The organism is Mucilaginibacter sp. (assembly GCF_028287845.1).
GTDB lineage: Bacteria > Bacteroidota > Bacteroidia > Sphingobacteriales > Sphingobacteriaceae > Mucilaginibacter.
This window is the reverse complement of sequence record NZ_JAQBOW010000071.1, coordinates 39,089-51,262: the sequence shown is the minus strand read 5'-3', so window position 1 is coordinate 51,262 and position 12,174 is coordinate 39,089. Positions and strand designations below refer to the sequence as shown.

At 38.8% G+C, this 12,174-nt stretch carries 11 protein-coding genes and 1 tRNA gene; 4 read left to right on the top strand and 8 right to left on the bottom strand.

The genetic code is table 11. The annotated features are described in order from the left end of the window. Positions 1–16: 16 nt before the first annotated feature. A complete protein-coding gene (locus tag JWP71_RS06615) occupies positions 17–274 on the bottom strand; it encodes a hypothetical protein (protein ID WP_299498085.1) in 258 nt (85 codons plus the stop codon). A gap of 313 nt (positions 275–587) precedes the next feature. Then, positions 588–1,106, bottom strand: coding sequence for a DUF4142 domain-containing protein (locus JWP71_RS06610; RefSeq protein WP_299498084.1), 519 nt, complete (start codon positions 1,104–1,106; stop codon positions 588–590). A gap of 405 nt (positions 1,107–1,511) precedes the next feature. Between JWP71_RS06610 and JWP71_RS06605 the strand changes: the two genes are divergently transcribed. Together JWP71_RS06605 and JWP71_RS06600 are read left to right on the top strand one after the other, a co-directional pair. Next, on the top strand, positions 1,512–2,378 hold the full coding sequence (locus JWP71_RS06605; RefSeq protein WP_299498083.1) for a helix-turn-helix domain-containing protein: 867 nt from the start codon (positions 1,512–1,514) through the stop codon (positions 2,376–2,378). Between the two features lie 63 nt (positions 2,379–2,441). Further along, positions 2,442–3,092: an HD domain-containing protein gene (locus JWP71_RS06600; protein WP_299498082.1), complete on the top strand. Its 651-nt coding sequence runs from the start codon at positions 2,442–2,444 to the stop codon at positions 3,090–3,092. A gap of 116 nt (positions 3,093–3,208) precedes the next feature. On the opposite strand, the gene JWP71_RS06595 is transcribed toward JWP71_RS06600, so the two are convergent. From JWP71_RS06595 to JWP71_RS06570, 6 genes are all read right to left on the bottom strand, one after another. Then, entirely contained in the window at positions 3,209–4,063 is an 855-nt protein-coding gene (locus JWP71_RS06595; protein ID WP_299498081.1) for an NAD(P)-dependent oxidoreductase, read from the bottom strand. A gap of 267 nt (positions 4,064–4,330) precedes the next feature. Continuing rightward, positions 4,331–5,305, bottom strand: a complete 975-nt coding sequence (locus JWP71_RS06590) for a putative sulfate exporter family transporter (RefSeq protein ID WP_299498080.1) — start codon at positions 5,303–5,305, stop codon at positions 4,331–4,333. Between the two features lie 122 nt (positions 5,306–5,427). Then, positions 5,428–6,321 carry a LysR family transcriptional regulator gene (locus tag JWP71_RS06585; protein ID WP_299498078.1) on the bottom strand — a complete coding sequence of 298 codons (894 nt, stop codon included), beginning with the start codon at positions 6,319–6,321 and terminating at the stop codon, positions 5,428–5,430. Between the two features lie 356 nt (positions 6,322–6,677). Beyond that, positions 6,678–7,931: an alpha/beta hydrolase-fold protein gene (locus JWP71_RS06580; RefSeq protein WP_299498077.1), complete on the bottom strand. Its 1,254-nt coding sequence runs from the start codon at positions 7,929–7,931 to the stop codon at positions 6,678–6,680. Positions 7,932–8,127: 196 nt separating this feature from the next. Beyond that, on the bottom strand, positions 8,128–9,471 hold the full coding sequence (locus JWP71_RS06575; RefSeq protein WP_299498076.1) for a serine hydrolase domain-containing protein: 1,344 nt from the start codon (positions 9,469–9,471) through the stop codon (positions 8,128–8,130). A gap of 463 nt (positions 9,472–9,934) precedes the next feature. Further along, a tRNA-Met gene (locus tag JWP71_RS06570) sits at positions 9,935–10,008 on the bottom strand. 155 nt (positions 10,009–10,163) lie between these two features. Between JWP71_RS06570 and JWP71_RS06565 the strand changes: the two genes are divergently transcribed. Beyond that, positions 10,164–10,544, top strand: coding sequence for an START-like domain-containing protein (locus tag JWP71_RS06565; protein ID WP_299498075.1), 381 nt, complete (start codon positions 10,164–10,166; stop codon positions 10,542–10,544). Positions 10,545–10,571: 27 nt separating this feature from the next. Continuing rightward, entirely contained in the window at positions 10,572–12,020 is a 1,449-nt protein-coding gene (locus JWP71_RS06560) for an LptF/LptG family permease (protein ID WP_299498074.1), read from the top strand. Positions 12,021–12,174: the final 154 nt, after the last annotated feature.

Sequence of the window (12,174 nt, the reverse complement as noted above, 5' to 3'; positions counted from 1 at the left end):
AATTGTTTTTTATACATTACATCATTACTAATTCAATACACTGTTTAACAGTAAGATCTTCTGATATACTATCCGGCAAAATCAATTTCCCGGTATTGTATTGGATTGCTATTGATTGTAGCCTGTCTTCTAATATTTTACAATGCGGAAAGTTACTGTATCCTAAGGTAAATAAGGGTGTAAATCCATTTAAATTATAAGGTTGTGTTGAAGCTAGGCCCCCAATATTTAATATTTCTAATTTAACCTGATTTGTTATATATATTTTTTCCATAATATATTATTATTCCATAATTAAAACAAGATATAATATTGTACGAACAATAACAATATAGTGTTTTAAGTACACTCAAAAACTTATTAACATAATTTTACCAAAGGCTGTCCATTTATTAATAGTACAAATTCGCACACAACTGCTATTAATCCGTTAATTTTCAGCGTACCACAATTGATGCATCAACGTGTACATGGTACAGTAATAACATTTAACGGATATAGGTTTATTGTTGCATTTGCTTACTTCACCCGGGAATTAATTTTTTATATCGATTTTAATCACCAAACGCATTAATATTAATAATCGCTTATTTATAAGTAATACCCATATTAGTGGCAATGGTTTGTATACTGGCCAGGTGTTGCCTTAACACAGGCAAAGTTTTTCTTATAAATGCTTTTACCTCCGGATCGGGTACATTAACGGCAGCTGTTTCAAAATAAGCAACAGCTTTTTTGTGATCTTGCACCATCATCCTTACATAGTTTCTATCAAAATTATAACCTAAACTACGGGTTAGCATATCATCAGGAGCCACATCGGCAGCAGCCGGTGGTGATACCTGCCAACGTTTTGATTTAATTATCTGCATCAGCTCATTATCTGCTTTAGTATGATCTGCAACCATCCTGGTGCCAAAGGCTTTAACGCCGGCGGTTTTAGCCTTACTAATGGCCAGTTGTCCGGTATGTACCTCTTTCATATTGCTTAAGTTGGCCTGGGTTACAAATATTAAAGTGGCCGAATCCGGATTGGCCCCCGTTTGGCTTTGGGCAAAGGCTGTAATGTTGCCTAGCAGCATTAATAGTGTGATTAACTTTTTCATAGTTATGGTATTTATTAAAATTTATTATTGCCAATTATTAGAAAGCTCATTTATAGTGGCTTATAACTATATAATACAACACCTGGCCGTTAGTAAATGTTCTGATAATATTTGACAAGGGAATATTTAGCAGTATTATAATAAAGTCAGATGCTAATGATCTAAAGAGTACTTGCCGGTCTTACTGTATGGCTGTAAGATTCCCTCAAATTGTTTTTTAGCAAGTGCTTTCTTTTCATCCTGATTAAATAACATTTCAGGCAGTTAAGTTATTAAAGATCTTACCTAATTTATCTTCTTTATTTAAATCAATCTTAGAAGCCAAACTACAGATATCGGATCAATGTAAAAAAATTAAGTAATAGCTACCTTTTAAATAGCGTGTGCTTAAATTTGCAAGTATATATGAAAGCCGCTCTCAACATTGATCAGAACTTAATAAAGGAGCAGGAAATTAAAGATTCCTTTTCTATTTCCTTTTTAAAAGATGGTTTGCCGGTTGGAGTTACGAGATTAAACTATCACAGGATACTGCTGCTTACCAATGGCACCGGCGAGGTTATGATAGACAATAGGTCTTACCCTATTTCAGGTAATGAAGTATTTTTACTTTCTAAAGGGCAACTTTTTTCACTCTATACAGCTAAATTCATAAAAGGATATACTTTAAGTTTTGGAGATAGCTTTTGGGAAAGAACTCCGGCAAGCGCCAACAATTGTAAAGCGGTGCTCTTCAATAATGTAAGCTCACACCAATATATACCGGTTTCAGAGAAGGAGTTTAACAATCTTTTGCCCCTTTTTGATATGATGCACCAGGAATATGTTTCGGAAGAATACATAAATAAACCTGATGCAATAGCTGCCTATTTAAAAGTTATAATGATAAAGATTGCTAATCTGAAGGATGCACTTCGGGAGGGTGCTTATGATAAGCAGGAAAATCAGCTATATAGAAAATTTATGGAACTTGTTATTAAACAATTTTCATCTAACCGATCTGTAGAGACTTATGCAGAAATGCTTGGTTTGAGTGCCCGGAAGCTAAGCGATATTTGTAGAAAATGTGGCGGTCAGGGCGCAAAGGAAATCATAGACGGGCAACTGTTGGCAGAGGCCAAACGTTTTTTGCAATTCACATCAAAACCGGTTAAGGAAATTGCCTATAACCTGAACTTTTCTACCCCCGAACAGTTTAGTCATTACTTTAAAAGGATGGCGTCAGTTTCTCCTGATAGTTATCGGTCTATCTTCGTAAATATTGGCATGTAAAGGCCCGTTTTTGACATTCCATCAAAGCGCCGTGTTCAATATCTTTGAATAAAAAACAAAGATATGTTAGTCAATCAATTATCAACCGTAGCCGGCATTAAGATTCCGGATAGCAGCATAGCTAAGCAAGCTACTGAGCTTTTACTCGAGCATGGCACAGAATTTATTTATAATCATTCGTTAAGAGTTTTTCTTTTTTCGTCCCTTAACGGGCAGCGCAATAGTATAGTGTATGATCCGGAATTGCTCTATGTAAGCTCTGTCTTTCATGATCTTGGTTTAACCAAACACTACAGTAGCCCTGATAAAAGATTCGAAGTGGATGGCGCAAATGCCGCGCGGGATTTTCTTAAAAGTCACGGACTTCCAAAAGAATCGCTTCAGCTTGTTTGGGATACCATAGCCCTTCACACAACCATCGGAATTGCTGAACACAAAGAACCCGAGGTTGCCCTGATGTATTCAGGCGTTGGGCTTGATGTAATGGGCGAGGGATATGAAAACCTTACCGAGCAGAATAGAATGGACATTATAGCAGCGTTTCCAAGAAATGATTTTAAGAAAAAGATAATACCGACTTTTTTCAGTGGATTTGAACACAAAACAGAAACCACTTTTGGTAACATTAAAGCGGATGTTTGCGCGTATATGATCCCGAACTTCCATAGAAAAAACTTTTGCGATTGCATTTTACATTCGCCCTGGTCTGAATAATATTTATACAACTTTTATAGCTGTTGCATAACGCTATGATGAGAAATTTTAAGGGATTGTTTTGCCCTAAAACAATCCCTTAAAATTCTTTAATTCCAATTTCGGTTCCGGCAAAATTAAATACTTATTTGTTTGTAAACCGCAATAATGTCCTCATCACCCAAAGCTGGCTCTGCATCTTGAAATGTTTGATAAGCAACCTCACCAAGCGGGGTTGAAAGGCCAATGTTCTTGGCAAGGCGCAGATCTTTCGCAATGTTGCTTAATGAAAACATGGCATTAAAGTTATTATTTACAATGGCTTCGCCTTTTATTTTAATAAATGGGCTGCCTAGCGCGCTGTTATTGATGAGCGTCATCAGGTCTGTATTTTTAATGCCGTTCTGTTGCGCAAAAACAACTGCCTCCGCCAATCCTTGAGCTTGTATGCCAAGTAAGGTATTAATAACGAGTTTCGCCGTGTTGCCCGAGCCGGTATCACCTACACGCAGGGCCATGCGGCCAATTTTTTCAAGTATTGGCTTAGATTTTTCGAAAGTGCTTTCATCACCACCTGCCATAATAACCAGTTGTGCTTCCTGCGCTTGCTTTACACTGCCAGACACCGGTGCATCCAAATAATGATTGCCTTGCTGCTCACAGGCAGTAGCCATTTCCTTACTTATTGCCGGCGATACCGTGCTCATGTTAATGATGATCTTTCCGCTGGTGCCTGCACCTAACAGGCCATTGCCGCCTTTAAAAATGTCTCCAATAGCTTTATCATCAGTAACCATAATGATAACTACCTCTGCCTGCTGTATCAAAGCCGCTGGGGTTAATGCAACACCGGCACCGCTTGCTTTTAAACCCGCTTCTTTTTCTTTACTGCGATTGTATACAATTACAGGAAAGCCAGCTTTTATTAATGATTGCGACATGGGAATACCCATTTTGCCCAGCCCTATCCAGCCTATTTTTGTTGTGTTCATGATTTTTTATGTTTATGGTATGATGTATCGATTCACTTTATTTTCAGCCAGTTGCTTAACCAAATTATAACAGGATGACTCACGTGGCTGCTTGCAATAGCAAATATACATGAATGGTCAATCGCAAAAGGAATGATTGCGTTTAATGGCAAATCTATGATGAGTTATCTTCCATTAAATATTATTACTGTACTGTACCAGGCACACCTTGGCACACCAAAAATTACAATGTGCTGAAAATCAAGTCGATTAAATAGTTAGGAAGGATTATGCTAAATGCATTACCGCATATAATGCAGTAACTGAAATAACAATCCAAAGTACCACTCCCTGCAATAATGGTTTTAGCCCTACGGATGCTAATACTTTCCTGGAAAGCCCCGCGCCTATCAAAAATAAGGTAAGCGTTAATCCGGCTTTCGCTATAATGATCATATAGGGACTAATCAATTTTGTTGCCGGTATATAGGTATTAGCAAGCATGGCCAATATAAATAAACCGATAAAATAAGGTATGCTGATTTTTTTAGATTTGTTTTTGAAAATAAATGTCGACATAAAAGCCACAGGTATGATCCATAAGGCGCGGGCCAGCTTTACAGTTGTAGCAACCTCCAGGGCATGAGCGCCATATTTACTGGAAGCGCCAACAACAGAGCTGGTGTCATGAATAGCAATGGCACACCATAAGCCAAATTGCGTTTGCGACATATTAAGGTGGTGACCAATAATGGGGAACACAAACAAAGCAATAGCGTTTAAAATAAAAACACAGCCCAGCGCGACAGATATTTGCTTCTCTTCGGCTTTAATAACGGGCGATATAGCTGCAATGGCGCTGCCACCGCAAATAGCAGTACCGGCGGCAATTAGATAGGATGTTTTCTGTTCTATTTTTAACCATTTACCCATAAAATAACCAAAAACAAGAGTTCCGGTTATAGATGCAATGGTGAACAATATCCCTTCTTTTCCGGCCTGCATAACATGGTGCACATTCATGCCAAAACCCAAGCCTACTACAGATATTTGCAATAACAAATGTGTTGCTTTATGATTAAGTTGGAGATAGGGATGGCCCGTTAGCTGGGCAATAACAAGGCCCATTAACAAAGCTATTGCCGGGCTTATAAACGTAGTAACACAAAGGGCCATACAGCCTATAAATAAAATTTTCCGGGTATTATCATTAACGTCGAAGATATATCCGCTGGTGGGTGTTAATTGATTTTGAGTATGCATTTTTTTCTTTTTGCTACTCAAAGGTCCGTTATTGGGCCACACCTTTTTTATTACATAATCTAATTATCAATAACCAAAAGTTATTGATAGCATCATTTTATTTAAAGCTTATAATTTCTTATTTAAAGCTTATAATTTCGGGCAAAACACGTAAATAGTTCCGCAAGTGAAGATGGCTGGCCATGCGGCTGTATAAAATGGAATGGGCGCTCAATAGAAAGGCCTTTAATATCAATAATACGGCATTCGCCATTCTTCAATTCTTTTAAAATAGAATGTATCGATAAAAATGCCAGGCAATTACTATGCAACAGATAAGATTTAATACTTTCAGTACCGCCTAACTGCATCTCTATTTGCAGGTCTGCTAATTTAATGTGATGGGGTTTTAAAGCATGTGCTATCACATCCAAAGTTCCCGAACCGGGCTCGCGCATTAGCAAAGGATAGTTTTTAAGCTCTTCGGGTTTAATGGTTTCCTTTTTTATTGATGCGTTATTCGCGGCACTTACCAGCACTAATTCATCCTTTAAATACTTCTCATATTTTATTTGCGGATTATGAGCAACGCCCTCAATAATACCCACATCAATTTCTTTACTTAACAAAGCTTGTTCTATTTCTTCGGTATTACCGGGGATAAGTTGCACCTTGATATCCCTGAATTTATTATGGAACTGTGCTAATATGGGCGGTATAACATACTGCGCTACTGTAGTGCTTGCACCGAGGCGCAATATGCCTTTATGCTGGTCAATAAGCGTATTCATATCATATTCCAACTCGCGATAAATATCCAATAGTTTATCGGTGTATTGCAAAAGCACTTCCCCGGCCGGGGTTAAACTGATCTTTTTATTGCCGCTCCGTTCAAACAGGGATGTTTTGTAGCTTGCTTCTAATTCTTTAATATGCTTTGTTACCGCAGGCTGGCTAATATACAATTCGGCCGAGGCTTTAGTAAAATTGAGTCTTTTGGCAACTGTGTAAAAAACCTGTAAGCGAAAGTCAAGCATATTAAAACGGATGAGGAAACATAGCCAAATATAAGCAAAAGGAAATAATGCCTGGCCTTGTGATCTTTGTACTCGGGGCAAACGTATTAAAAAATAATACGCGCTATTAGGAGGCTCCTATCGGAGCCTTTTCTAACTTTATAGCTTATTTCTATAAACAGGTGACTCCTCCGGAGTCAAACGTCCGCTTTGTTTCAGCAAATATTGCTCCGGAGGAGCTCCCTGTTTATAGAAGACAATGCAAACCTATTTTTGGCTCCTATTGGAGCCTCCTTATATAGGCGATACGCTTTGAGTTATTTTAATGCGTTTGCCCTGAGTTTGTCCTTTGCGGACTCCTGCGGTTACAACAATTCCTAATTCTTTTCCTGAAGTTGCTTAAGTTTTGCCCTTGTATCACTGTTCTCCAAAATAGCAAGCGCTTTTAAATAATATTCAATCGCATGCTGTGTGTCCCCTTTGCTTTTATAGTAATCGCCAAAACTATCATTTGCGTTAAAGCTGTCTGGATAATTATGGAGATATAAACTGAAGACCGAGTAGGCCTGCTCCGGCATATTTTTCACCAAAAGGGAACGACCGATCAGGCCAAACAATGACTGCGGCGGAAGCACCTTGTACCCCATTTGATTTGAAATCCGTTGATAATGATCGCTAATTAATGTTGCTGCATCAACCTTAACAGTTAAATCAAAAAACTCAGCAATTTCGTCTGCGGTAAAACCAAATCCGTTGAATAAAAAATGCAGGGCATCATACGCTGCAATAAGCGGAACAGACCCATGATTATCCTGATAATAGTATTTATAAGCAAACGTCAGGCCGTTAGCGGCGTTGCTTCTTATGGCCTCATTAAGCGTCAATAAAGCTCTGATATGAATGGTAGCTGCAGATGTGTCCTTTCTGGCTTCCATCGTATCCATACCCGAAGGCATCGTATTGGCTATCGCCATGAATAAAGATCTGCCTTCGAATTTTTTTTGGGCCAGCACGCCCTCTGTTTCGTTCAATAATTTTCTGGAATCCCACCACATGCTTGGGTCGATAGCCACATAAGCATTAAACAAACCGGGATGATGCACCAGGATATACATCACCTCCAACCCGCCAAGTGAATGGCCAATTATTACTTTATAAGGTGATGGGGCATACAAAGAGTCAATGTGGGGCATCAATTCTTTTTCTATAAATGCTGCAAATTTTTCGCCGCCGCCGGAAGTTTTTAATCCCGGGTTTGTTTTACCATTAAAACCAATCAGCGAATTGGTTGGTGTAAGATCGCGTGTCCTGTCTGTATTGGTTATTCCTACAACTATCATTTCGGGGACTACCGTGTTACCATTTATTTCGCTTAATTGTTGAATCATTGCGGTAACCGACGTAAAGTGATCTTCGGCATCTAATAAATACAATACAGGATAATGTTGCCGGGCATAAATAACATTGCCGGCACTGGCAGGAAGATATATCCATACCTGCCTGTTTTCATTTAATATTTCAGAATGTATACTATCAACCTTGCCAATAATGAGGTTGGCATTCTTAATTGTTTGCGCTCCGGCTGTAAAAAAGCATGAAATAAATAGCGATATGAAGGATATTTTTTTCATATACAGGGCGAGTTTTATCAAATGTAATTATTATCAATCAATTACTTTCTTCGGCCTCGTTTTTAATATAAAAGCTATTAGTCGGCTTGTAATGGGATATGACAGGACAAAGCTGTAGCTAAGCAAAAAAGCCACCTTTGAGTGGCTTTTGTAGCCCATACCGGACAGTCAATCTCGAATTTACAATTTAATCCCATTAGTCGGTTTTAGTAAATAAATAGGTCTTTCCTCCTTGGGTTAAAGTAAAAGTTTTTTTACGGGGCTCAAATTGCAAAGTAACGCCAGCAGCAGAAAAAACAAATTTATCACCTCCTTTAGCTTCCAGCGGCAATGCCCTCTGACCAGTGGCTTGCGCAAACAGCACGGTATTGTTTTTAGTGATATCAATCTTTAGTGGCATTTGGGTACTGGTATACTTACCCACATATTTATCAAGGTCAGTAGTATTTAGTGTAATCGTTTTAGACTCATTAAACTCAGGGATTGAAAACGGGCGGTTAAAATAAATACTTAATGCACCTTTGACAATATCATTGGTTGAATACCTGATACCATTGGAGATATAGGCTACAGCCAGCTTATCCTCGGGAAAATAAATAAGTAAACTGGAAAATCCGTCAATGCCTCCGGCATGTCCATAACCGTTTTTATCATTAAAAAAATGAAAGGCAAACATGGCCATACCGTAATTGTCCTTCATCGTTTTCATCAACTCTAAACTAGCTTGGCTAATGAGTTTGCCTGCAAAAAGCGCATTTATAAATTTAATCAGGTCAGTCGGCGTAGATACAATCGCGCCAGCCCCACCTGGAATACTCATATCCGTTTCGGGCACTTGCGTCCACTGTGTTGCGTAATCGTAGGAGTATGCTTCATTATTGGCTGGGTTGGCTTTAGTACCGTAATAAGTGTCTGCCAAGCCTATTTTTGTGGTGACGCGTTTTTTTAATTCTTCGGCATAGGTTTTACCAGTCAATTTTTCAATGATATAACCCAGCAGCACGAAATTGGTATTGCTATATTCAGCCTTTGCATCCGGTTCAAAATCGGGTTTCTGCCTGGCAAAGATGGCGGTCATTTCGGCTTCTGACTTAGGGATGCTCATATATGTCCTATAAAGCGAGTCATTCGTAAAATTATGAAGACCGCTACGGTGGTCAAGCATTTCTCCTATGGTGATCTTTCCGGCATTAGGAAGTTGTGGGAAATAACTCGCCAAGCGCGTTTCAAAGCTAAGCTTACCTTCATCGATTAGCTGAAATATCATAGTTGCGGTAAACATCTTACTGATAGAGCCTATCCGATATTTAGTTTCAATGGTCGCTGGCGTTTTTAAACCTTTATTTACCTGACTATAACCGATGGCGTTTTGATAGACCACCACTCCATTGGCAGCTATGGCGATGCTACCCATGTTTTCATCCCGCGTGTTCAGCGCAACAAAAAAACTATCTAACTTGGCTTTGTTGAAAGTTTGAGCATAGGTGCAACTTTGTAAAATCAGGAACAGCAATAAAAGATTGGGTCTTTTTTTAATCATTGCGTTAAGGTTTAGAAAATAAAGATAGGATTAAATTACGTAATAGACCCTATCAACGGGTAGATGGCTCAGGGCAGACTCATTAAAATAATAATACACATCATTAGGAGGCTCCCATGGAGCCTTTTCTAACTTTATAGCTTTTCTATAAACAGGTGACTCCCCCGGAGTCAAATGTCCGCTTTGTTTCAGCAAATACTGGCTCCGGAGGAGCTCCCTGTTTATAGACGGACGAGACAAACCCTATTTTGGCTCCTATTGGAGCCTCCTTATATAGGCGGTACTCTTTGAGTTATTTTAATGCGTCTGCCCTTGTAGATGCCTAATGTTTACAAAAGATTATCATTATATCGCTCACTGATAGCGCCTTAAAGGATTACAACAGGCATTGCCATTATTTAGCTAAGTCGGCAAACTCTATCAAACAAGAAAAGCCTTCGATTTCTCGAAGGCTTTCTGCCAGTAGCGGGGAGCAGGATCGAACTGCCGACCTTAGGGTTATGAATCCTACGCTCTAACCATCTGAGCTACCCCGCCGTTTTTTTTAAGTGTTAAGACACGCTAATTAGCTTAGCCGCTTTATCTTAAAAATGGTTACCCATAAAAAAGGTTTGCAAATATAGCAGAAATTCGTTTCCTTTAGAAAAAATGTTAACATTGTGGCTTATTAGCCTTCAATTATAAACTCCCCGATGTCTGAGAAAAAGAGATTTAATATTGAGTATGAAATAAAATCATCTCCAAGAATATTATACACCTTTCTAAACGAGCCTAATGGTCTTACCCAATGGTTTGCTGATGATGTTAGCGTGCGCGATCAGGTTTATACCTTTACCTGGGATGATGAACAGCAAAAAGCCAAGCTGATAAACATTAAAGAAAATAAACTGGTTAGGTTTAAATGGATGGAAGACGATCCGCATTGTTTTTTTGAGATGGAAATAATACAGGATGAGCTAACCAACGATGTTGCACTTAGCATAACTGATTTTGCCACCGAAGATACAATGGGCGAACGCAGATTGATCTGGGATAACCAAATACGATACCTTGTAAGCGTATTAGGCGCATAACGGGGATTTTTCCCTAATTTTGTACCTGTGAAAAAGATACATCTTTTATTACTTAAATCATTTATAAGGCCCTTTTTGGTGACCTTTTTGATAGTAATGTTTGTGCTGCTGATGCTATTTCTATGGAAATACATTGACGACCTGATAGGCAAAGGGTTTGAGTGGTACATTATAGTTGAATTGATGGTGTATGCCTCGGCCACCAATGTGCAGATGGCGCTGCCGCTTTCTGTACTGCTATCCTCTATCATGACTTACGGCAGCCTTGGCGAAAATTATGAGCTTGTTGCCATCAAATCTGCCGGGATATCATTAAACCGGGCCATGTACCCCATGTTTGTGGTAGTTCTTGTACTCAGTATAAGCGCGTTCATTTTTTCCGACTATATGCTGCCGGTAGCCAATCTTAAATACTTTTCTTTACTATATGATGCCCGCGAACAGAAATCGGCTAATTTTTTACCCGAGGGTGTGTTCAGCAATAGCTTTCCGGGTTATACTATCCGCGTAATGCATAAAGATCCGGATGGCCAAACCCTTTATGATATAACCATTTATCATAAAGACCTGAGCACCAATGAAAGCTATCTTTTATTTGCAAAAAAAGGCAAAATGTTTCGTTCATCTGATGATCAGTATCTAGTTATGCAACTGCAAGACGGTATAAAATACCAGGAGGATCCTGGCGGGCCAACCTATAGCCCCAACCCCCGCCAGAAACTTACACGATTTCGTTTTAAATCAACAGAAAACAAATTAGATATGTCTGGTTTTAAACTTCACCGCACTAACGAAAGCGAGTTTAAAACCGCTTTCCAGATGATGAATATAAAACAGCTTAGGGATACCATGGGGCACATCAACCATTTAATTGATAGCGGACGGCGGGTTAATTATACGTTAGTGACGCCCTATATTAAGTATTTTTTTATGCCGGCAAAACATGCTAAAAGCAATTATATAAAATACAAACAAGGGGTTTTAAAAACAGCTAACAATACAGATAGGCTTAGCTATATTACAAACGCGCAAAGCGAAGTGCGCTCTGTACAGGACCTTATAAAAACCCGCGACGAGCGGTATAAAGATGCTTCGGGCAGTGTGCATAGCGCATCGGTAGAATATCAAAAAAAATACACACTATCGGCAGCGTGCCTTGCTTTGTTTTTAATTGGCGCGCCGCTTGGGGCCATCATACGTAAAGGTGGCTTGGGTTTGCCTGTTGTAGTTTCGGTTATATTCTTTTTAATCTATTATATCATATCAACAATTGGCGAAAAAGCGGTTAAAGCCGGCGATGCTTCTCCGTTTATTGGTATGTGGATAGCTATTATTATTTTAACACCTATTGGTTTATTCCTTTCTTATAAAGCCGCTACCGATTCTGTAATATTTGATGCCGAAATGTACAAGCGTTTCTTTAATAACTTATTTGGCAGCATTAAGAGAGTGGTTGTTAAAGAGATTAAAGATTAGCTATTAAAGATTGAAGATTAGTTAACTAAATTATAAAACCTGCCATTACTAATCTTCAACCTCCAATCTTTAATAGCTAACAAACAATCTTTACAGTTAACCGACCCATAATTTTTACATTATCAGTAACTTTGTTACTATTAGGCACGTATCT

What these genes read in the sequence shown, in the direction of transcription:
- JWP71_RS06585 (WP_299498078.1), bottom strand. Translation starts at nt 6,321, where the DNA reads ATGCTTGACTTTCGCTTACAGGTTTTTTACACAGTTGCCAAAAGACTC.
- JWP71_RS06610 (WP_299498084.1), bottom strand. Translation starts at nt 1,106, where the DNA reads ATGAAAAAGTTAATCACACTATTAATGCTGCTAGGCAACATTACAGCC.
- JWP71_RS06580 (WP_299498077.1), bottom strand. Translation starts at nt 7,931, where the DNA reads ATGAAAAAAATATCCTTCATATCGCTATTTATTTCATGCTTTTTTACA.
- JWP71_RS06615 (WP_299498085.1), bottom strand. Translation starts at nt 274, where the DNA reads ATGGAAAAAATATATATAACAAATCAGGTTAAATTAGAAATATTAAAT.
- JWP71_RS06565 (WP_299498075.1), top strand. Translation starts at nt 10,164, where the DNA reads ATGTCTGAGAAAAAGAGATTTAATATTGAGTATGAAATAAAATCATCT.
- JWP71_RS06590 (WP_299498080.1), bottom strand. Translation starts at nt 5,305, where the DNA reads ATGCATACTCAAAATCAATTAACACCCACCAGCGGATATATCTTCGAC.
- JWP71_RS06600 (WP_299498082.1), top strand. Translation starts at nt 2,442, where the DNA reads ATGTTAGTCAATCAATTATCAACCGTAGCCGGCATTAAGATTCCGGAT.
- JWP71_RS06595 (WP_299498081.1), bottom strand. Translation starts at nt 4,063, where the DNA reads ATGAACACAACAAAAATAGGCTGGATAGGGCTGGGCAAAATGGGTATT.
- JWP71_RS06575 (WP_299498076.1), bottom strand. Translation starts at nt 9,471, where the DNA reads ATGATTAAAAAAAGACCCAATCTTTTATTGCTGTTCCTGATTTTACAA.
- JWP71_RS06605 (WP_299498083.1), top strand. Translation starts at nt 1,512, where the DNA reads ATGAAAGCCGCTCTCAACATTGATCAGAACTTAATAAAGGAGCAGGAA.